The sequence below is a fragment of the Micromonospora sp. NPDC000442 genome (assembly GCF_042898635.1).
GTDB lineage: Bacteria > Actinomycetota > Actinomycetes > Mycobacteriales > Micromonosporaceae > Micromonospora.
Map to the genome: position 1 here is coordinate 322586 of NZ_JBIAYZ010000004.1, position 20665 is coordinate 343250.

At 71.7% G+C, this 20665-nt stretch carries 21 protein-coding genes; 12 read left to right on the forward strand and 9 right to left on the reverse strand.

All coding sequences use genetic code 11. The annotated features are described in order from the left end of the window. Positions 1–58: 58 nt before the first annotated feature. Together ACFY2A_RS08540 and ACFY2A_RS08545 are read right to left on the reverse strand one after the other, a co-directional pair. Entirely contained in the window at positions 59–853 is a 795-nt protein-coding gene (locus tag ACFY2A_RS08540) for a class I SAM-dependent methyltransferase (protein ID WP_387169922.1), read from the reverse strand. Continuing rightward, on the reverse strand, positions 853–1617 hold the full coding sequence (locus ACFY2A_RS08545) for an SDR family oxidoreductase (RefSeq protein ID WP_363918221.1): 765 nt from the start codon (positions 1615–1617) through the stop codon (positions 853–855). Before ACFY2A_RS08545 ends, ACFY2A_RS08540 begins: the two co-directional genes overlap by 1 nt. A gap of 184 nt (positions 1618–1801) precedes the next feature. Between ACFY2A_RS08545 and mshA the strand changes: the two genes are divergently transcribed. From mshA to ACFY2A_RS08560, 3 genes are all read left to right on the forward strand, one after another. Then, positions 1802–3151: a D-inositol-3-phosphate glycosyltransferase gene (gene mshA, locus ACFY2A_RS08550; protein ID WP_387169924.1), complete on the forward strand. Its 1350-nt coding sequence runs from the start codon at positions 1802–1804 to the stop codon at positions 3149–3151. Positions 3152–3204: 53 nt separating this feature from the next. Further along, complete coding sequence (locus ACFY2A_RS08555) at positions 3205–3738, forward strand: YbjN domain-containing protein (protein WP_363918225.1); 534 nt, start codon at positions 3205–3207, stop codon at positions 3736–3738. Positions 3739–3954: 216 nt separating this feature from the next. Continuing rightward, the gene (locus ACFY2A_RS08560) at positions 3955–4875 is read left to right on the forward strand and encodes a hypothetical protein (RefSeq protein WP_387170118.1); all 921 of its coding nucleotides are present in this window, start codon (positions 3955–3957) and stop codon (positions 4873–4875) included. 370 nt (positions 4876–5245) lie between these two features. On the opposite strand, the gene ACFY2A_RS08565 is transcribed toward ACFY2A_RS08560, so the two are convergent. Together ACFY2A_RS08565 and ACFY2A_RS08570 are read right to left on the reverse strand one after the other, a co-directional pair. Further along, on the reverse strand, positions 5246–6514 hold the full coding sequence (locus ACFY2A_RS08565) for an MFS transporter (RefSeq protein ID WP_387170120.1): 1269 nt from the start codon (positions 6512–6514) through the stop codon (positions 5246–5248). Between the two features lie 112 nt (positions 6515–6626). Further along, entirely contained in the window at positions 6627–7934 is a 1308-nt protein-coding gene (locus ACFY2A_RS08570) for an MDR family MFS transporter (RefSeq protein WP_387169927.1), read from the reverse strand. 151 nt (positions 7935–8085) lie between these two features. Between ACFY2A_RS08570 and ACFY2A_RS08575 the strand changes: the two genes are divergently transcribed. Next, a complete protein-coding gene (locus tag ACFY2A_RS08575) occupies positions 8086–8853 on the forward strand; it encodes a phosphoglyceromutase (RefSeq protein WP_387169929.1) in 768 nt (255 codons plus the stop codon). Positions 8854–8916: 63 nt separating this feature from the next. On the opposite strand, the gene phoU is transcribed toward ACFY2A_RS08575, so the two are convergent. Further along, positions 8917–9567, reverse strand: a complete 651-nt coding sequence (gene phoU / locus ACFY2A_RS08580) for a phosphate signaling complex protein PhoU (RefSeq protein WP_387170122.1) — start codon at positions 9565–9567, stop codon at positions 8917–8919. 225 nt (positions 9568–9792) lie between these two features. Here phoU and ACFY2A_RS08585 point away from each other — a divergent pair, with 225 nt between their 5' ends. After that, complete coding sequence (locus ACFY2A_RS08585) at positions 9793–11058, forward strand: ATP-binding protein (protein ID WP_363918568.1); 1266 nt, start codon at positions 9793–9795, stop codon at positions 11056–11058. A gap of 56 nt (positions 11059–11114) precedes the next feature. Next, positions 11115–11798: a response regulator transcription factor gene (locus ACFY2A_RS08590; RefSeq protein WP_363918231.1), complete on the forward strand. Its 684-nt coding sequence runs from the start codon at positions 11115–11117 to the stop codon at positions 11796–11798. A gap of 112 nt (positions 11799–11910) precedes the next feature. Here the strand turns inward: ACFY2A_RS08590 and ACFY2A_RS08595 are convergent, their stop codons facing one another. Next, positions 11911–12720: a hypothetical protein gene (locus ACFY2A_RS08595; protein ID WP_387169932.1), complete on the reverse strand. Its 810-nt coding sequence runs from the start codon at positions 12718–12720 to the stop codon at positions 11911–11913. 72 nt (positions 12721–12792) lie between these two features. On the opposite strand from ACFY2A_RS08595, the gene ACFY2A_RS08600 reads away from it, so the two are divergent. Both ACFY2A_RS08600 and ACFY2A_RS08605 read left to right on the forward strand, forming a co-directional pair. After that, on the forward strand, positions 12793–13737 hold the full coding sequence (locus tag ACFY2A_RS08600; protein ID WP_363918235.1) for a Ppx/GppA phosphatase family protein: 945 nt from the start codon (positions 12793–12795) through the stop codon (positions 13735–13737). Between the two features lie 75 nt (positions 13738–13812). After that, entirely contained in the window at positions 13813–14619 is an 807-nt protein-coding gene (locus ACFY2A_RS08605; RefSeq protein WP_363918237.1) for a sugar phosphate isomerase/epimerase, read from the forward strand. Between the two features lie 25 nt (positions 14620–14644). Here ACFY2A_RS08605 and ACFY2A_RS08610 read toward each other — a convergent pair whose 3' ends face one another. From ACFY2A_RS08610 to ACFY2A_RS08620, 3 genes are read right to left on the reverse strand one after another with little or no spacing between them, the layout of a single operon-like run. Further along, the gene (locus ACFY2A_RS08610) at positions 14645–15202 is read right to left on the reverse strand and encodes a CGNR zinc finger domain-containing protein (RefSeq protein ID WP_387169934.1); all 558 of its coding nucleotides are present in this window, start codon (positions 15200–15202) and stop codon (positions 14645–14647) included. Between the two features lie 18 nt (positions 15203–15220). Next, positions 15221–16387: a glutathionylspermidine synthase family protein gene (locus ACFY2A_RS08615; RefSeq protein ID WP_387169936.1), complete on the reverse strand. Its 1167-nt coding sequence runs from the start codon at positions 16385–16387 to the stop codon at positions 15221–15223. 2 nt (positions 16388–16389) lie between these two features. Next, the gene (locus ACFY2A_RS08620; RefSeq protein WP_363918243.1) at positions 16390–16698 is read right to left on the reverse strand and encodes a hypothetical protein; all 309 of its coding nucleotides are present in this window, start codon (positions 16696–16698) and stop codon (positions 16390–16392) included. Between the two features lie 68 nt (positions 16699–16766). Between ACFY2A_RS08620 and ACFY2A_RS08625 the strand changes: the two genes are divergently transcribed. The 4 genes from ACFY2A_RS08625 to ACFY2A_RS08640 all read left to right on the forward strand — a co-directional run bounded on the left by ACFY2A_RS08625 (position 16767) and on the right by ACFY2A_RS08640 (position 20639). Then, positions 16767–17687 (forward strand): proline dehydrogenase family protein, encoded by a 921-nt coding sequence (locus ACFY2A_RS08625; RefSeq protein ID WP_387169938.1) that lies wholly within the window; start codon positions 16767–16769, stop codon positions 17685–17687. A gap of 90 nt (positions 17688–17777) precedes the next feature. Continuing rightward, positions 17778–18578: an alpha/beta fold hydrolase gene (locus tag ACFY2A_RS08630; RefSeq protein WP_387169940.1), complete on the forward strand. Its 801-nt coding sequence runs from the start codon at positions 17778–17780 to the stop codon at positions 18576–18578. Next, entirely contained in the window at positions 18571–19158 is a 588-nt protein-coding gene (locus ACFY2A_RS08635) for a TetR/AcrR family transcriptional regulator (protein WP_387169942.1), read from the forward strand. The genes ACFY2A_RS08630 and ACFY2A_RS08635 overlap by 8 nt, the downstream gene beginning before the upstream one ends. Positions 19159–19229: 71 nt before the next feature. Next, entirely contained in the window at positions 19230–20639 is a 1410-nt protein-coding gene (locus ACFY2A_RS08640; RefSeq protein WP_387169944.1) for a hypothetical protein, read from the forward strand. The last annotated feature ends 26 nt before the right edge of the window (positions 20640–20665 follow it).

Here is a 20665-nt window from a genome sequence, read left to right on the forward strand (position 1 = left end):
ATAACTTCATGATCGGCGCGGCAGGCCGGGGTGGGCAGGCAGGGGGTGGGGGTGGGGTTCAGGTGGGGGAGATTGCGGGCCAGGGGACGGTGAGGCGGCCGTGGCGCCAGTGGCGGGGGCGGTCCAGGATGGGCCAGCCCCGGGCGCGTACGGCCGACACGGTGTGCAGCCAGCGCTGGCGGGGGCCGAAGGGGGTGTAGCCGACGGCGGCGTGCCAGGCGTCGTCCAGGGCCCGGATCAGGTCGTGGATCCGCTCACCCGGTACGTTGCGGTGGATCAGCGCCTTTGGCAGCCGCTCGGCCAGCTCGGCCGGCGTTTCCAGGGTGGCCAGCCGGGCGGCCAGGGTCAGCGAGCGCGGCCCGTCGGCATCGAGCAGCACCCACCCGCCGAGGCGTCCCAACTCGTCACAGGTCCCCTCCACCAGCAGCCCGCCCGGTGCCAGTCCGGCGCACATCGTGGCCCACGCGCCGGTCACCTGGCTCTCGTCGTACTGACGCAGCACGTTGAACGCGCGGACCAGGGCGGGACGCAGACCGGCCAGCTCGAAGCCGCCACGGGCGAAGGTGAGCCCGGGTGGATCGGCGGCGGACTGCGCGTCGGCGACGCGTACCGGATCGATCTCCAGCCCGACCACCCGCACGTCGGCGCGGACGCGGGCGGCGAGCCGGGCCCGCAACTCCACCGCGGTCACCGGGGTCGCACCGTAACCGAGGTCCACCACCAGCGGGTCCGGTGCGGCGCGCAGCGACTCGGCGCAGGACTCCACGATCCAGTTGTCGACCCGGCGGAGCCGGTTGGGATGCGTGGTCCCCCGGGTCACCGCACCGAGCGGCCGGGGCGCCGGCGCCACCATCAGCCCGTCCGGTGCACCTTGTGCTGGGCGGCCTGAGCCAGCGGCCGGACCACGAGACGGTCCACGTTGACGTGCTGCGGTCGGGTGGCGCACCAGGCGATGCAGTCGGCGACGTCCTCGGCGAGCAGTGGCTCGGCGACACCGGCATAGACCGCCTCCGCCCGCTCGCCGTCCCCGCCGAAGCGGGTCAACGAGAACTCGTCGGTCTTCACCATGCCCGGGTCGATTTCGATCACCCGCACCGGACGCCCACACAACTCCAGCCGTAACGTGCCGGCGATCGCGGTCTGCGCGTGCTTCGCCGCGGTGTAGCCGCCACCACCCTCGTACACGGTGAAGCCGGCGGTCGACGAGACGACGACGATGGTGCCGGACCCGGAACTCTCCAACGCCGGTAACAGCGCCTGGGTGACCCGCAGCGTGCCGAGCACGTTGACGTCGTACATCCACTGCCAGTCACCGATCGCGCCGGACTCCACCGGATCCAGCCCACGTGCTCCGCCCGCATTGTTCACCAGGAGGGTCACCGGCCCACCGGCCTGCTGCGCGGCCCGGGCGAGGTCGGCCACCGAATCGTCGGAGGTGACGTCACAGGCCACTGCGGTGGCGGACCCGCCGGTGGCGGTGATCTCCGCGACCAGTTCGGCCAGCCGGTCGGTACGCCGTGCCGCGGCGAGCACGTGGAAACCCTCACCGGCGAGCCGCCGGGCGGTGGCGGCGCCGATCCCGCTGGACGCTCCGGTGACGATCGCGACACGACTCATCCGGCCATTCTCGCTCCCCGCCGTCGGACGGCGGGCGGCACGGTCGCCATGAGGTCGGTCACGCCCGAGGGACTGCCCGACGTATTTCCCGCCGCCGATCGGGAAGATGACATCCGGCGTGGAGTGTTGACGCAGGAGCGCCGGTCGTGCGGGGACGGCATCAACCGTGGCAAAGGGAGCGGACGTGGCGGAAGAGCACACCGGTGTCGGTCGTCAGCGCGGTTCCCTGCCGTGGCCGCGACCCCGGCGGATCGCGACCCTGTCGGTACACACCTCGCCGCTGCACCAGCCGGGCACCGGGGACGCGGGCGGCATGAACGTCTACATCCTGGAGGTCTCCCGGCGGTTGGCCGAGGCGAACGTCGAGGTCGAGATCTTCACCCGGGCCACCTCGGGCGACCTGCCGCCGGTGGTGGAGGTGGCGCCCGGGGTGCACGTCCGGCACGTGATGGCCGGCCCGCTGGAGGGCCTGACCAAGGAGGAACTGCCCGGTCAGCTCTGCGCCTTCACCGCGGGCGTGCTGCGGGCCGAAGCGGCCCGCCCGCCGGGCCACTACGACCTCATCCACTCCCACTACTGGCTCTCCGGGCAGGTCGGCTGGCTGGCCAAGGATCGCTGGGGGGTGCCGCTGGTGCACACCGCGCACACCCTGGCCAAGGTGAAGAATGCGCAGCTCGCCGCCGGTGACCGGCCGGAGCCGAAGGCGCGGGTGATCGGTGAGGAACAGGTGGTCGCGGAGGCGGACCGGCTGGTGGCGAACACCCGCGTCGAGGCGCGGGACCTGATCGGCCGGTACGACGCGGACCCCACCCGGGTCACGGTGGTCGAGCCCGGCGTGGACCTGGAGCGGTTCCGTCCCGCCGCCGGCGACCGGGACGCGGCGACCACGGCCGCTCGGGCTCGGCTGGGCCTGCCGACCCGTGGTCATCTGGTCGCCTTCGTCGGGCGGATCCAACCGCTGAAGGCACCCGACGTACTCATCCGAGCGATCGCCGCCCTGCGTGCGCGGGATCCCGAACTGGCCCCTGAGGTCGCGGTGGTGATCTGCGGCGGCCCCAGTGGCACCGGGCTGGACCGGCCCACCGCGCTTATCGAACTGGCCGCCTCGCTCGGCGTCACCGACCGGGTGCACTTCCTGCCACCGCGCACCGGAGCGGAACTGCCCCTGCTCTACCAGGCGGCCGACCTGGTCGCGGTGCCGTCGTACAACGAATCCTTCGGCCTGGTCGCGCTGGAGGCCCAGGCCTGCGGTACGCCCGTGGTGGCCGCTGCCGTCGGCGGACTGGTGACCGCGGTGCGTGACCAGGTCAGCGGGGTGCTGGTGCGCGGACACGACCCGGCGGACTGGGCGGGTACGCTGGCCCGCCTGCTGCCCGACCGGGCCCGGCGGGCCGAGTTGTCCGTCGGTGCCGCCCGGCACGCCCGGGCCTTCTCCTGGCATCGCACCGCAGCCGGACTGCTCAGCGTCTACGGTGAGGCGATCGCCGACCACCGGGCCGGCCTCACCGCCGAACTCACCGCCTCCCGCTGCTGACCGCGGGTCCGGCAGCCGGGCGGTGCGGTGGTGATCGCCGTAGAGTTGGCCGGATGAGCGACCTCGGTGCACTGATCGAGTCCGTCTGCGCGGAGCGGGAACTCGCCTGCGAGTCCACCGGCCCGGGGTCGTACGCGGTGACCCTGCCCGGTACGCACAAGCTCAAGACAATCTGCAACCTGATCGTCGGCGAGCACGCGCTGCGGATCGAGGCGTTCGTGATGCGCCAGCCGGACGAGCGGCGCGAGGAGCTGTGGGCCTGGTTGTTGCAGCGCAACGCCAAGATGTACGCCGTGTCGTTCTCCATCGACGCGGTCGGCGACGTCTATCTCACCGGCCGGATCAACCCCGACGGTGTCGACGCCGACGAGTTGGATCGGCTGCTCGGCGCGGTGCTGACCTACGCCGACGAGTCCTTCGACACGATGCTGGAGATCGGGTTCGGCAGCTCGATCCGCCGGGAGTGGGAGTGGCGGGTGAAGCGGGGGGAGTCGACCGCCAATCTGGCCGCCTTCGCGCACCTGTTCGAGCCCTCGGAGGCCGCCCGGTCGGCTCCGCCGGCCGCCGGAGGTTCGGACGCCTCTTGACGGACGCGGAGGTTCGGACCGCTCCTGACGGGTAAGCCGCTGCGCGCGGTGCGGCGTTGGGACCCGCCGCGCCGAGACGGCGAGTGGCGAGGAGCGTGAGCGTCCATGGCTCAGCGAAGCAGCTCGGGTCGCGGCGGGACCGCGACCAGGACCAAACGGCAGGGGGGCAACCAGACCCCGAACACGCCACGGATCTCCGAGGCGGAGATCTCCCGCATGCGGGTGGACGACATCCGGGGACAACTGCGGCGACACGGGGTCTCCGGCATCTCGGCCCTGCGTAAGCCGGAACTGGTGAAGACCCTGGTGAAGACGCTGCGATCCAGCGGCGCCGGGCGGCGCAGCAGCGGTCCGGCCGGTCGGGCCGGCGCCACGAAGGCATCCGGCACGAGACAGCCGACGTCCGGCCGGACCGCGCCGGGGCGAGCCAAGGCAGCACCAGGGCGGACCAAGGCGGCACCGGGGCGAGCCAAGGCGGCACCGGGGCGGGCCAAGACGGCGCCGGTGAAACGGGCCGCTCCGGCGCGCAAGGCGACCGGCGCGGCGGCTAGGTCGACCGCCGGCACCGCCCGCAAGGCGACAAGTGCGGCGCGCCGGTCCACGACGGGTACAGCGCGGAAGAGCACGGCGGGGACGAGGAGATCGGCCCCGCGCAAGTCGGCGGCGAGCGGCACGACGGCCGGTGGGACCGGTACGTCGGCCACCCGCGCCCGAAAGGCGGCACCCACCCGCCGGCCGGCCGAGGCCCGCCCGGCCCGCGGTGGCGCGGCGCGGACCGGACGGTCGACTTCGCGGTCGGTCCGGTCGTCGCAGCTGATCACCTCGCTCCAGGACCGGCCGGAGCGCCCCGGCCGCAGCCTGGTCACCACCAACCATGACGTGATTCGACGGTGGGCCCGGGAGCGGGGGGCCAAGCCGGCGACGATCAGCGGTACCGAGCGTGCGGGCCGGGCCGGGGTGCTGACGTTCAACATTCCGGGCTACCGGGAAAGCAGCCGGATCCGCGAGATCACCTGGGACGAGTGGTTTCACACCTTCGACCTGCGACGGCTGAACCTGATCTACCAGGAGCAGATGCGGGACGGCCGGCAGAGCAACTTCTTCCGGACCGAATCACCCGATCGGGAGGACGGGTGAGAGGTTTGCGGGAATAGCACCCGGGTACCCGCTGTTGGCCTTGACCGAGGGCCTAAGCGCCGTCTCGAAGGGGATTGCGCTGTGACGGGCGAGACAGTCGCTCAGGTTGAATCGCGAGGTCGGGCCGCACTAACTTTATTGCACCGCGCCACGCTCGGAACCGTTCGGGGGAGCGGCGGATCGATCAGATCTGTGCAGCCGGGCGAGGCGCGGGGGACGGGTGGACCGACACCGTTGGGGGACGGTGGCCCACCTGTTTGGACCGGCGGCGCGAGCGGGCGTCGCTTACGGGGGTGAGTGTCGCCCGCCGCCGCCGGTCGTACGACGTGAAATGCCCGGTGCGACTTCGTGCCGGGCATTACGCGTGCGCTCAGGACTGCCCGGCCAGCGACGGCTCGGCCTGTTCCCCCTGGTGACGCAGGCTGGTCACGCGTCGTTCCCGCGCCGGCCCGGCGAGCAGGTGCGCGCCGGCAGCCAGCAGACCCAGCGCGCCGATCAGCAGCCAGTGCCCGTCGCCCCACCGTTGCAGGCTGAAGCCGCCGAGCGTCGGCGCGATGAATGACGCCGCGGGGAAGGCCAGGTAGAACACCGACTGGTAGCGGGCCCGCAGCGCCGGTGGCGCCAGGTCCGCGTTGATCTGCGCGTTGGGTGGCGCGGCCAACATCGAGCCGACCGTCCAGACCAGGCAGGCGCCCAGGTAGAACACGAGGTCGTCGGCGACGGCGAGGGCGCCGAAGCCGACGGCGAGCAGCGCCGTCGACAGGGCCAGCACGTGGGCTTTCCGGTGGCGGTCGATGAGTCGGGGTACGAACAACTGCCCGAGCACGATCAGGACGCCGCCGAGGGCCACCACCGCGCCGTACGACGACGGCCCCAGCCCGTCGGCACGCATGGCCAGCGGCATGATCGTCGACGCCTGCATGGTCAGTACGGCCAGGACGAAGGTCAGCCCGACGAAAACCAGGAAGTGTCGATCGGTCAGGGCGGTGTGCAGGCCGGGGCGACGCGCACGGCGGGTGCCGGCGGCCGGACTCGTCCGCGACTGCCGGCGGGCCAGGGTCTCCGGGACCTTCCAGGCGATGAGCGCGGCGGTGGCCAACGTGGCGACCGCGTCGACCAGGAAGAGGGCCACGTAGCTCGCCTCGGCCAGCAGGCCGGCCAGCAGCGACGCGACGGCCATGCCGAGATTGAACGCCCAGAACTGCAGGTTGAAGGCGCGGGACCGACGATGCTCCGGCACCACGTCGACGATCGCCGCGACGAAGGCCGGGCTCGGCATGGAGTGCGTCACCCCGACCAGCAGGGCGAGTGCCGCGATCACGCCCAGGTGCTGGCTGAGAGCCAGCGCGACCATCAGGGCGGCGGTGACCAGGTGAGCTGCCACCAGGGTCGAGCGTCGACCCCAACGGTCGGCCAGTACTCCACCGAGCAGCACCCCGACCGCACCACCCGCGCCGTACGCGCCGACCACCACGCCGGCCAGCGACTCGCTGGCACCCCGGGCCGCGGTCAGGTAGAGCGACAGGAAGAGCATCGCGAACGCGCCGGCCCGGTTGATCAGCAGGCCGGCCCAGAGGTACCAGAAGGTCGCAGGTAGCCCACCCGCGGTGTCGGTCAGCCAGCGACGAAGCGCCCCCACCGGCGGCCGTTCGTGCTGCTGTTCGGTCGGCGTCCCGACCCCGCCTATCTGTTCGGACACCTAACAGATCTTGCCGGGGTCGGCCGACGGGAGCGACGTCGGGTGGTGGGGGTCACCCCCGGGAGGTGGCCACCGGCTCGGCCGCCTGCGGGGCGGCGGGCTGCGGTGCGGTCGACTGCACCGTCACCACCGGGGCAGCACCGGCGGTACGCAGGGCGACGGCACGCCGCTCCCGTGCCGGCCCGGAGAGCAGGTGGCCCACCGCCATCACCAGACCGATCGCGGCGCAGCCGGCCCAGAGAGTCGCGTTGCCGGCCTGTTCCCGGACCAGTCCGCCGAGGATCGGCGCGGCTGCCCCGGCCAGTTGCCAGGAGAGCGAGAAGACGCCCTGGTAGCGACCGCGCAGCTCGGCGGGGGAGAGTTCGGCGATGAGGGTGGCGTTGGACGGCGAGTTGAGCATCTCGCCGAGGGTCCAGATCAGCACCGTCAGTCCGTAGAACCAGGCGACCTCGGCGAACGCGGTCAGCCCGAAGCCCGCGCCCATCACCACCGCGGCCAGGGCGAGCACGTGTGACCGGCTGCGCCCCTTGATCAGCCGGGGCACGAAGAGTTGGCCGGCCACGATCAGCACGCCATTGAGTGCGATCACCGATCCGTACGTGGCGGGGCTCAGGCCGGAGTCGGCCATCGCGATCGGCAGCATCGAGATGTGCTGGAGGAAGACCAGCGCCCCGAGGAGGTTCAGGGCGACGAAGCCGAGGTACACCCGGTCGGTCAGGATGGTCCGCAGAGCTCCGGCCGGTGCGCCGCCGCGCGGCATGCCGACGGTGACCGTCCGGGTCTCCTTGACCTTCACGAAGATGATCAGTGCGGTGACCACTGTGGTGGCCGCGTTGACCACGAAGAGCAGCAGGTAGCCGGCCTGCGCGGCGAACCCGGCGAGCACGGCGGCGCAGGCGAAGCCGAGGTTGATCGCCCAGTAGTTGAGCGAGAAGGCGCGCAGCCGGTCCCGCTCCGGCACCACGTCGATCATCATGGCGCCGAACGCGGGGCGGGCCGCCTCGGCGAAGAGGCCGAGTAGCAACGCGCCCGCCGCGACCGTCCACAGATCACGGGCGAAGCCCAGGGCGAGCATCATGGTCGCGGCGCCGAGATGGGCGGTGAGCAGGGTCGGCCGGCGACCCCACCGGTCGGTCAGGGTGCCGCCGGCGGTGGTGCCGACCGCACCGCCGACGCCCCACGCGCCGAGCACCAGACCGGCCTGCGAGGCGGAGAAGCCCCGTTCCTGGGTCAGGTAGATGGCGAGGAAGACCAGGACGAACGAGCCGAGCCGATTGATCAGGGAGCCCGTCCAGAGGTACCAGAAGGTCCTCGGTAGCCCACCTGTGGTGTCCCGGAACCAACCCCGCATCGCGCGCACGCCCGCGCCCCCGTTTCCGTAATGCCTGGTGATCTGTTGGATCCTTACCAACCTAGTGGCGTGCCGGAATCAAGGTCACCTGTATTTCCACGTGGTGGTCGTCACCACCCTTCCCGCGCGTGCCATTGCGGGTTGCGGCAGGATGATCGGCATGACAGCTAGCGAGGGGCCCACCGTCGGGACGCTGGTCCTGCTTCGGCACGGCGAGAGCGACTGGAACGCCAAGAACCTCTTCACCGGCTGGGTCGACGTCGACCTGACCGCGAAGGGGGAGGACGAGGCGCGCCGCGGCGGCGAACTGCTGCGCGAGCACGGCCTGCTGCCGGACGTGGTGCACACCAGCGTGATGCGCCGCGCCATCCGGACCGCCGAGTTGGCGCTCAACGCCGCCGACCGGCACTGGATCGCCGTGCGCCGGTCGTGGCGGCTCAACGAACGCCACTACGGGGCGTTGCAGGGCAAGAACAAGAAGCAGACCCTGGAGGAGTACGGCGAGGAGCAGTTCATGCTCTGGCGCCGGTCGTACGACACCCCGCCACCGCCGATCGCGGACGACGACGAGTGGTCGCAGGTCGGCGACCCGCGGTACGCGCTGCTGCCGACCGAGCTGATGCCGCGTACCGAGTGCCTCAAGGACGTCGTCGAGCGGATGCTGCCGTACTGGTACGACTCGATCGTGCCGGACATCCTGGCCGGCCGTACGGTGTTGGTGGCCGCGCACGGCAACTCGTTGCGGGCGCTGGTCAAGCACCTGGACCAGATCAGTGACGAGGCGGTCGCGAAGCTCAACATCCCCACCGGAATCCCGCTGCGCTACGACCTGGACCCGCTGCTGCGTCCCCAGACGCTGGGCGGCACCTACCTCGACCCGGAGGCCGCCAAGGCGGCTGCCGCCGCCGTAGCCAACCAGGGGCGCTGAGTCGGCCGAGGACTTCGTGACGGACCGAGGGGCCCCGGCGCTGGCCGGGGCCCCTCGTCGTGCTCAGGGGGAGGTGACGGGTTCGCCGGTGATCAGGTAGACCACGTGTTCGGCGCTGTTGACCGCGTGGTCGGCGAAGCGCTCGTAGAAGCGGCCGAGCAGGGTGGCGTCGATCGCGGTCTCCACCCCGTACGGCCAGTCCGCACCGAGCAGCACCCCGAACAACCCCTTGTGCAGCTCGTCCATGGCGTCGTCGTCGCTGTCCAGTTCGGCGGCGAGGTCGGCGTCGGGGTGGGCCAGCACCGAGGCGATCTTCTCGGCCATCCGGTCGGCGATGCCCGCCATGTCCGTGAAGACCGGGCGCAGCTCCGCCGGTACGGCCGGCGACGGGTGCCGGCGCAGTGCGGTCTTGGCAACATGGTCGGCCAGGTCGCCCATCCGCTCCAGATCGGCAGCGACGTGCAGTGCAGTGATCATGGCACGTAGGTCGGAGGCGACCGGTGCCTGGCGGGCCAGCAGGTCGCAGACGCGCTCCTCCACCTGCCGGTACAGCCCGTCGATCTCCGCGTCCCGGTCGATCACGGACTCGGCCGCCCGGCGATCGGCGGTGAGCAGGGCGCGGGTCGCCTGCCGTAGCGCCGCCCGAACTCCCTCGGCCATCTCGACCAGCAGTTGGCTGACGGCCTGAAGTTCGGCCCGGAACTCGTCGCGCATTCTCACGTCCTGTTCGTCGGGGCCGGCGATCGCGCCGGCGGGGGTTCGCGCAGGTACGCCGCCCAAGCTATGACTCCCGGGCGGACCGGAGGTGAACGCTGATGAACTACGCCGGACGCGCGGGTGAACTTTCCCGGAAGTGAGAGTGCTTCGTCCTGTTCTGGGCGATAGCCGGGTTAACAATGACCCTACGATCGCCGAGTGACGTGGGCGGTGACGGTGAGTATGGCTTCGGCCCTGGTGGTCGGGGTGGTCGCCGGCCTGTGGTTGTCCCGCATGATCTCGACGACGCGCCGATCGACCGGGTCCACGGGGAGCAGGTGGGCCGGTTTCCGGTTCGGTAAGGGGAGGCTCGCGATCGTCGACGAAGTGCAGGTCGGGCTCGGCCGCCGCGCGATCGATTCGCTGCGTGCGGGGGTCGTGGTGCTCGACGCGGACGATGTGCCCGTACTGGTCAATCCGGCGGCCCGGGCGATGGGGCTGCTGCGGACCGGTGGACGGCCGGGTTCGATCATGGCGCACCCGCTGATCCGTACCCTGGCGGGGCAGGTGCGGCGCACCGGCGTGCGGCGCGAGATCGAGCTCGACCTGCCGCGAGGTCGCGACAACGCCGGAGAGAACCCGCTCGGCGTTCACCTGAGGGCGATGGGGCTGGGCAACGGCTACATCGCGGTGGAAGCGGCCGACGTGACCGAGTCGCACCGGTTGGCCCGGGTGCGCCGAGACTTCGTGGCCAACGTCAGCCACGAACTGAAGACCCCGATCGGTGCGTTGCAACTGCTCGCCGAGGCACTGCTGGACGCCACCGAGCCGGCCGACGAGGGACGCCCGGATCTCTCCGAGGACCTGGTCGCCGCCCGGCGGTTCGCCGAGCGCATCCAGCACGAGTCGACCCGGTTGGGGCGGCTGGTGCAGGAACTGCTGGAGCTGACCCGACTTCAGGGCGCCGAACCGCAGCCGGCCCCCGAGCCGGTCGCGGTGGACTGGGTGATCTCCGAGGTGATCGATCGCACCCGGACCGCCGCCGCCGCCCGCCGGATCGAGGTGACCGTGGAAGCGGAGCGGGGCCTGACCGTGTACGGCAGCGACAACCAACTCGCCACCGCGGTGGCGAATCTGGTGGAGAACGCCCTCAACTACTCCGGCGAGGACACGACGGTACGTATCGCCGCCCGGGCCGCCGGGGAGCAGGTGGAGATCGCGGTCACCGACCAGGGCATCGGCATCGCCCCCACCGACGTCGACCGCATCTTCGAGCGGTTCTACCGGGCCGATCAGGCGCGCTCGCGGGCAACCGGCGGCACCGGCCTCGGACTGGCGATCGTCAAGCACATCGCGAGCAACCATGGCGGTCGGGTGGAGGTGGCGAGCACTCTTGGTGGTGGGTCGACGTTCACCCTCCGGCTGCCCGCCCGCCCGCCGGACGACCTGCTGGCGACACTGCCGCCTGCTGGGATCGAGGCCGGTCCGGCCGAGCTCCGGCAGGTCTGAACCGCACCTGGATCAGACCGGGCGCCGCCCGGTCCGACCGATGAAAGGAAACGCCGTTGAGCCGCGTTCTGGTGGTCGAGGACGAGGAGTCGTTCTCGGACGCACTGTCGTACATGCTCCGCAAGGAGGGGTTCGAGGTCTCCGTGGCCGCCACGGGGACGTCGGCTCTCACCGAGTTCGACCGGACCGGTGCCGACATCGTCCTGCTCGACCTGATGCTGCCGGAGATGTCCGGTACCGAGGTCTGCCGGCAGCTGCGCCAGCGCTCGCCCGTGCCGATCATCATGGTCACCGCTCGGGACAGCGAGATCGACAAGGTGGTCGGCCTGGAGATCGGTGCCGACGACTACGTGACCAAGCCGTACTCCCCCCGGGAACTGGTCGCCCGGATCCGCGCGGTGTTGCGCCGGCAGACCCCGGAGGCACCCGAGTCGGGCGCGCCGACCCTCGCCGCCGGGCCGGTCCGGATGGACATCGAGCGGCACGTGGTGACCGTGGACGGCGGCGCGGTGCAGTTGCCGCTCAAGGAGTTCGAGCTGCTTGAGCTGCTGCTACGCAACGCGGGTCGGGTGCTCACCCGGGGGCAGTTGATCGACCGCGTCTGGGGTGCCGACTACGTCGGCGACACGAAGACGCTTGACGTGCACGTGAAGCGGCTGCGCTCCAAGATCGAGCCGGAGCCCTCCACCCCGCGCCACATCGTCACGGTGCGCGGCCTCGGCTACAAGTTCGAGCCCTGAGCCGACCCGATCCGCACCTGGCTGCCATCGTTGTGACGATCTGTCACTGGCTCGGCGCGGGTGGCGATGCGTGACGTCGCAGCCACCCACCCCATGCCGCGCGACGTCCGCGTCAGGTGCCGTCCGCCGGGTGCCGGGCGACGAGGCCCAGCCGGGTCCGCGCCGCGCACAGCTCGGCCAGCCTGGCGTACGCGGACTCGCCGATGAGCGCGGTCAGCTCCGGGGCGTACGACAGGTACATCGGGTCCGCCCCGACGTGCGCGTCGGTGGAGGAGGTGCACCACCAGTCGAGGTCGTGCCCGCCGGCCCCCCAGCCGCGCCGGTCGAACTCGGCCAGCGTGGACACCAGCACCTTCGTGTTGTCCGGCCGCTTAACCCATTCCTGATCACGGCGGATCGGCAGCTGCCAGCACACGTCCGGCTTGTACTCCAGCGGATGCGCCCCGTCGCGCAGCGCCTGGGCGTGCAGCGCGCAGCCGCCCCCGCCCGGGAAGTCCGCGTCGTTGAGGAAGACGCAGGGCCCGTCCGCTTCCTGGGTGGCGGTCCGCCGTGCCGGGGTCTTGCCGTCGACGGTGTCGTTCTCGGTCCAGTTCTTGAACCCCCGCCGATAGTGCTGCCAGGTCTGCGGGGTCAGCCGCTTCACCGCGGCGCGTACCCGCGACTCGTCGTCGGAGTCGGTGAAGAACGCACCGTGCGAGCAGCAGCCGTCGGCCGACCGGCCGGCGATGATGCCGTGGCAGCCCTGGCCGAAGATGCACGTCCACCGGGACAGCAACCAGGTCAGGTCGGCCCGGATCAGATGCCGCTCGTCCGCCGGGTCGACGAACTCGATCCACTCTCGGGGGAAGTCCAGCGGCACCTCCCGGCTGCGCGGGTCGGCCGGGTCGTCCACCAGCACGCGGAGTTCGATCTGCCCTGTCACCCGGCCAGCGTACGCGTGGTGTGGCGGGCAGGTCGCCGAATGGCGCGAGCCGGGTGGGCCTAGGGTTCTCCCATGCGACTGGGTGTCCTCGACGTCGGTTCCAACACGGTGCACCTGCTGGTGGTCGACGCCCACCGCGGCGCACACCCGTGGCCGGCGCATTCGGAGAAGGCCGTGCTGCGGCTCGCCGAGCAGATCGGCCCGGACGGCGCGCTTCGCGAGGCCGGCGCGGACGCCCTGGTCACGGCGGTGGAGGCGGCGCGTACGTCGGCCGCCGGACTGAAGGTCGACGATCTGATCGCCTTCGCCACCTCCGCGGTGCGGGACGCCACCAACGCGGCCGACGTCCTGACCCGGGTGCGGGATTCCACCGGCGTACGGCTTGAGGTGCTCTCCGGCGCCGACGAGGCGCGGATGACCTTCCTCGCGGTCCGGCGGTGGTTCGGTTGGTCCGCCGGGCGGCTGCTGGTGCTGGACATCGGTGGCGGCTCGCTGGAGATCGCGGCCGGTATCGACGAGGACCCGGACGTCGCGGTGTCGCTGCCCCTGGGCGCCGGTCGGCTGACCCGCGATCGGCTCGGGGTGGATCCGGAGAGCACCGTCCCGCCCGCACCGGAGACGGTGGAGGAGTTGCGGCAGTACGTCGACGCCCACCTCGATCCGGTGGTCGAGCGGATGACCGAGGTGGGTTGGGAACGGCCGGTGGCCACCTCCAAGACGTTCCGTACGCTGGCCCGGCTCGCCGGTGCGGCACCCAGTGGCGCCGGGCTCTGGGCCCGACGCCGGCTCACCCGGTCCGGGCTGCGACAGGTGCTCGGCTTCATCCGGCACATCCCGCCCGTGCAGCTGGTCGAGTTGGAGGGGGTCAGCGCGGGGCGCGCCCACCAACTGCTGGCCGGAGCCGTGGTCGCCGAGTCGGTGATGCGTCGACTCGGCGTGGACTCCCTGGACGTCTGTCCGTGGGCACTGCGGGAGGGTGTGATCCTCAGCCGGATGGATCGACTGGCTCCGGTGTGATCCTGATCGTCCCGGCTGTCCGCTTTGCCCGTTCTCGTCATGATGCCCGAACGCATCCCGGCTACCCTCGGTGGTGTGACTTCCCGCGTCCCGGTGCTCCTGTCCAGTTCCTCGGTCTTCCCTGAGCGGACCGCGGCGGCGTTTCAGCTGGCCGCGACGCACGGCTACGACGGCCTTGAGGTGATGGTGTGGACCGACGCGGTCAGCCAGGACGCGGGCGCGCTGCGGGGACTCTCCGATCACTACGGGGTGCCGGTGCTCTCCGTACACGCTCCGTGTCTACTGGTCACGCAGCGGGTGTGGAGCCCTGATCCGTGGGAGCGGCTCCGCCGGGCGGCGGTGCTGGCCGAGACGCTGGAGGCGCCGACCGTCGTGGTGCACCCGCCGTTCACCTGGCAGCGGGAGTACGCGCGAGGCTTCGCCGAGGGGCTCGACCGGGTGGCCGGCGAGTTCGGTGGCCTGCGGTTCGCGGTGGAGAACATGTACCCGGTGCGGATGGCCGGCCGCCAGTTCGTCCCGTACATGCCCGGTTGGGACCCCACCGAGGCCGGTTACGCCTCGTACACGCTCGACCTGTCGCACTGTGCGGCCTCGCACACCGACGCGTTGGCGATGGCCGACCGGATGGGCGACGGTCTGGCGCACGTGCACCTCGGCGACGGCACCGGCGAGGGCCGCGACGAGCACCTGGTGCCGGGACGCGGCAACCAGCCCTGCGCCGAGCTGCTGCGTTCGCTGGCCGGGCGGGGCTTCACCGGTTCGGTGGCGGTGGAGGTGACCACCCGGGGCGCGAAGAGCCGACAGGTCCGCGAGGCGGATCTGCGCGAGGCGCTGGCGTTCGCCCGTCAGCACCTGAGCACGCCGTCCCCGGTCGACGCCTGACCGTCGCCAGCCCCGCCGACGGGGCTCAGGGAACCGGTGCCAGTGGGTCCGGCTGGCTGGGCACGGCGGCACGCTTGCGGGCCCGATGAGCGGCCACGTGTGAACGGGTGGCGCAGCGCTCCGAGCAGAACCGCCGGCAGCAGTTCGACGAGGTGTCCAGGTAGACGTTGCCGCAGCGGTCGTCGGCGCAGACGCCGAATCGGGCGCTGCCGTACTCGCACAGCCACACCGACAGGCCCCACACCGCGCCGGCCAGATACTCCGAGCTGACCGAGGCACCCCGGCTGGTCACGTGCATGTGCCAGTCGCTGGAGTCGTGCCCCGAGATGCGCGGCTGCACCGGGAACGTCTCCAGGAGGGAGTTCAGTTCGCTCACCGCCTCGGCGTCCCGCCCCGAGGTGCCGTACTCGAAGACGTCACGCAGTCGCTTCTGCGCGCGCCGGAAGGTCGGCAGGTCCCGTTCCGCGACCTCGTCGCGCATCCACTCCTGGTCGTCGCAGAAGATGGCGCGCAGATCGTCGAGGTCGTCCAGGCGCGCGTTGACGAGGTCAACCCCGGTCCGGGCGTACGCGTCGAAGTTCACGCCCCAACCGTAGACGACTCATCCCGGGCGTGGCGCGTCGATGTAGTGCGGCAGGAACCGCGCGTAGCCGTCGGTGATCAGGCTCGCGCTCTCCCGCAGCCCGGCACCCGCCGACTCTCCGTCGACGATCCAACTGCCCAGCACCATGCGGCTCCCGGCGAACTCGGGCAGCGCCCGGAACTCCTGGTAGCAGAAGCCCTCGTCGCCGTAGTCACCCGGATTGCTGATCTCCTCGGCGGGGGTGACGATCCGCACCGCGGCGCCCTCCCGACCGAGCAGCGGCTTGGCGACGTACTCGGGCATCCCGCGCGGCGAGTCCAGGTACGCGGGCAGCAGCAGCTCGTGCCCCGGGTACAACTCCCACAGCACGGCCAGCAGCGCCTTGTTTGACAACAACAGCTTCCAGGCCGGCTCGATCCAGGTGGTCGGGGTGCCCGGCTCCAGCGCCAGCGGGCCGTACGGCTCGGCGAGCATCCACTCCCACGGGTAGAGCTTGAAGCAGGTGGTGACCGGGCGGTCGGCGGTGTCGACGAAGCGTCGGCCGTTCCAACCGAGATCCTGGATCGGCAGCAGCTCGACGTCCAGCCCCGCCTGGCGGGCGGTCTCGGCCAGGTAGCCCGCGGTCATGTGGTCCTCTCCGGTCTCCTCCTCGTTCGACCAGACCACGTGCACCCGTCGGTCGTGCAGCCCGGCGCCGATCTTCGCCCAGCTGGCGACGAGCCGTTCGTGCAGGCTGTTCCACTGGTCCAGTTCCGGTCGGGTGTGCTCCAGCCAGTACCACTGGATGATGCTCGCCTCGACCAGCGCGGTCGGGGTGTCGGCGTTGTACTCCAGCAGCTTCGGCGGGCAGCTGCCGTCGTACCAGAGGTCGAAGCGGCCGTAGAGGGTCGGCGGCGTCTCCCGCAGCGAGCGGGCCACCGCCTCGGCGGCCCACTCCGGGATGCCGAACTCGGCGTACCGGTTGCGCGCCACCACGTGTTCGGCGGCGGCCACCGACATCCGGTGCAGTTCCTCGGTGGCCTCCTCCAGCCGCAGCACCTCGTCCAGCTCGAAGGCGTACGCGGCGGTCTCGTCCCAGTACGACATCACCCCGCCGTCGGGCAGTTCCGTGTCGACGTAGACCAGACCCTGCTCGCGGATGGTGGCGTCCCAGCCGGTGCGCGGTGTGGTCGGCTCGCGACGCACGCTCAGCCGCCGCAGGAGGCGAGGTGGGTGCCGAAGCCGCCGCGTTCGGGCACGGCCGAGCCGACCGGCTCGGGCGCGGCACGGCCGACGCCGGTCTCGGCAGCGGGCGCGGGCACCCGCAGCGCCAGGGCCACGGTTTCGCCGCCACCGGTCGGGCCGAGGGCGCAGTCGTCATCGTCGTCGTCGGAGGTCATGTTGCAGCCGGAGAGGGCGAGCGCCAGGGCGGTGAGCGCGCCGAGCTGCACGGAGGCCGATCGAAGTCGGCGGCGGGGGCGTTGTTCCACGACATGGTTGTAACCGATGAACGCCATCCCGTCCGCCCCGGGCCCGGGGTGACGGGGAACGTACCTGGCGGTCGGGTGGGCGTTACGCTCGGCTCATGCTCCGTTCCGTCATCCTCGCCGCCTCCCGGTCATCCCGGGTCGAGCGGCTCGTCGCGACGGCCCCGTTCTCCCGGGACGTCGTTGGCCGGTTCGTCGCCGGCGCCAAGACCGACGACGCGTTGCGCGCGACCCGCGAACTCGTCGACGACGGTCTCGCGGTCACCCTCGACAATCTCGGCGAGGACACCGTCACCGGTGAACAGGCCAGCACCACCCGGGACGAGTACCTCACGCTGCTGCGGATGCTCGCCGAGGCGAAGTTGACGCCCGCCGCCGAGGTGAGTGTGAAGCTCTCCGCGCTCGGCCAGGCGTTCGACGAGCAACTCGCCTATGACAACGCCCGGGCGATCTGCGCCGCCGCCGAGGCGGCGGGCACCACGGTCACCCTCGACATGGAGGACCACACCACCACCGACTCGACCCTGGACATCCTGACCAAGCTCCGTAAGGACCACCCGTCCACCGGCGCGGTGCTGCAGGCTTACCTGCGGCGGACCGAGTCCGACTGCCGCGAGTTGGCGTCGGCCGGATCGCGGGTGCGGCTGTGCAAGGGCGCGTACCGGGAGCCGGAGTCGGTGGCCTACCAGTCGGCCCGCGAGGTCGACAAGTCGTACGTCCGGTGCCTCAACATCCTGATGTCCGGCGACGGCTATCCGATGCTGGCCACCCACGATCCGCGCCTGATCGCCATCGGTGAGGACCGGGCACGCTGGTTCGACCGTGACCCCGACCGCTTCGAGTTCCAGATGCTCTACGGCATCCGGCCGGAGGAGCAGGCCCGCCTGGTCGGCGAGGGCTTCACGGTGCGTACCTATGTGCCGTACGGCGACGACTGGTACGGCTATCTGATGCGCCGTCTCGCCGAGCGCCCCGCCAACCTGGCCTTCTTCGCCCGCGCGCTCGCCTCGAAGAAGTAACCCCGTCCGCACCGGTACCGCCGATCGAGCCGGTCGGCGGTACGCGGCACGCCCTTGACCGCACTGGCTAATGCCATTAGCCTGATGGCTATGACAACTAGCTTGGTCGAGCGTGCCGGCGGTCGGATCGCGTACGAGGTGCACGGGCAGGGGCCGCTGGTGGTGCTCTCGCACGGCATGGGGGAGAACCGCCACTCCTACCGGCATCTGATCCCGTTGCTGGTGGCGGCGGGCTACCGGGTTGCCTCGGTCGACGTACGCGGGCACGGCGATTCCAGCGCCGACTGGCCGTCGTACGCCCCGGTGGAGGTGGGTGGCGACCTGCTCGCGGTGGTTCGCGACCTCGGTGGCGGTCCGGCCGTCCTGGTGGGCAACTCGTCCAGCGGCGCGGCGGTGGTCTTCGCCGCCGCCGACGCGCCGACCCTGGTCAACGGCATCGTGCTGGTCGGTGCGTTCGTCAACCAGCCGAAGCTCAACCCCTTCCTGCGGCTGGCGCAGCCCGTGGTGCTGCGCAGTCCACGGCTGTTCGGCCTGTTCCACCGCACGCTCTTTCCCGTGCACCGTCCGGCCGATGACGCGGAGTACCGCCGGCAGCTGGTGACGGCGCTGCGTCGCCCCGGCCGGATGGTGCCCGTGCGGGGCGTGATCCACCCGGTGCCGCCGCACTGGACCGCCCGCGCCCCGCAGGTGCGCCAGCCGGTGCTGGTACTGATGGGCACGAAGGACCCCGACTTCCCCGACCCGGGTGCCGAGGCGCGCGCCGCCCGCCGGCTCTTTCCGGTCGCCGAGGCGCGGATGCTCACCGACGCCGGGCACTACCCGCACGCCGACCGTCCGGAGGCGATGGCGAACGAGCTGATCGGCTTCCTCGCGGCGGCCAACCGTGCCTAGGGCGGGGCTCAACGCGCAGGTCGTGGTGCGCGAGGCGGCCCGGCTCGTCGACGAGGTCGGATATCACCGGCTCACCCTGGCCGCGCTGGCGAACCGGCTCGGCGTGGCACTGCCCAGCCTCTACAAGCACGTCAAGGGTGCCGAGGCGCTCGCGCAGCAACTGTCCGCGCTGGCCACCGCCGAGATCGCCGACGAGATGACCACCGCCGCCGCCGGCCGCAGCGGCGAGGACGCTCTGCGGGCCGTCGCCGCCGCCTACCGCTCGTACGCCCGGCGGCACCCCGGCCGCTATCCGGCCACCCAGCGGGTACCGGATCCGGCCGACCCGGCACATCTGGCCGCCGGGGAGCGGGCGGTCGGCGTCGTCTACGCCATCCTGCGGGGGTACGGCATCGACGGCGCCGCCGCGGTGGACGGGGTCCGGATGTTCCGCGCGGCCGTGCACGGTTTCGTCGCACTGGAGGCGGCCGGCGACTTCGGGCTGCCCCGTGAACTCGACCGTTCCTTCGACCAGATGATCGCCGCGCTGGGCGTCTCGTTCTCGTCCTGGCCCGCCTCGGGGGAGCCCGGCTCGGGCTGACCTGGCGGACGGCAGCGACATCCGGTCGATCGCCCTTTCGCTGCCGCCGCCGGAAGCCGTACCCTTCGCCGGTGAATTACGGGGGCCCCGCGGGCGACGACCACTCGATGCCGGCGTCCGAGACGACGCATCCACCGATGGCGGCGGCACCCGCTGACGTTCCGGCACCCGTCGACGTTCCGGCACCCTCGAGCCGACCTCGGCGGCGGTGGCCACTGTGGGCGGCACTGGGTGCCGTGCTGCTGACGCTGAGCGGCGGCATACCGGCGGTGCTGCTGACCGGCGCGCTGTCCGACGTGGAGGTCGGTGAGCCGGCCACGGCCGCCTCCCCGACGGAGAACCCGACCACAGTCGCCGCCCGGCAGGTCGCCGAACGGATCACCGCGCAGCTCGACAAGCAGTCCGCCGCACTGCTCAGTGGCGACCGGTCCGGGTTCCTGGGGATCGCGGCCCCCGCCGCCCGGGGCGACCTGCGCCAACGGTTCGCCGCGCTGCGGGCGCTGCGGGTGACCCGCTGGGAGGCCCGGCCGAGCAGCCTGCCCATGACGGCCGGCAATGCCGGCGAGTGGCGGCTGGCAGTCGAGTTCCAGTACTGCTTCGTGACGCCGGACTGCCGGCCCAGCCCACTGATCGTCGAGACCCGGTGGCGCGACGGGGCCGAGCCCCGGATGCTCGCCATCGGTAGGTCGAAGCCCGCACCGACCGTCGGTGACCGGGCCAACGGGCAGCCGGGCAGCCTGCCCTGGGAGGTCAGCGCGCTGGCCACCAAGACGGGTAAGCGCACGATCGTCGCCGTTCCTCCGGCGCACCGGAACCGCCTGCCGGGCCTGCTGAAGCGGGCCGAAGCCGCGGCGAAGGTGGCCGACGAGTACGTGGTGGGCGGCACGAAGCCGGACCGATACCGGATCTTCTACGCCGGAACGAAAGAGTGGAAGCGCTGGTACGGCGGAGACCATCCGGAGTGGAGCGCCGGGTACGCGGTGAATGTCGGTGGGGGGCACTACGAGCTGGTGCTCGCGCCCGACAGTTTCGACTACGGCCCCGGCCTCGACGAGGTGCTCCGGCACGAGTTGGCCCACGCCGCCACGTTGCCCGAGAAACGGGACTACTCGGACGAGTCCAGCTGGTGGCTGGTCGAGGGTCTGGCGGAACTCGCGGCGGTCGACGGCCAGCCCGTCGCCCGGTACGCCGGACTGAGCGACACCCGGCGGCTGGTCAAGGGGGACTGGGACGGCAAGCTCGACACGATCGCCCCGGACGAGGACACCACGGACAAGGCGGTGACCGGCAGCTACGGGATCGCGTACCTCGCCGCCCGCTACTTCCTTGAGCGCTTCGGTGAGGAACGCCTGCTGGCCTTCGCCAAGGTCGTACTGCACGACCGCCGGATTCCGCGGCAGACCGCCGAGGAGATCTTCGACGAGCCCTGGTCCGACCTGCACAAGGAGTGTGTCGCGTACATCCGCGCGGCCGTGCGCTGACCTGGTGCCCTGGCCGGGGCGACATC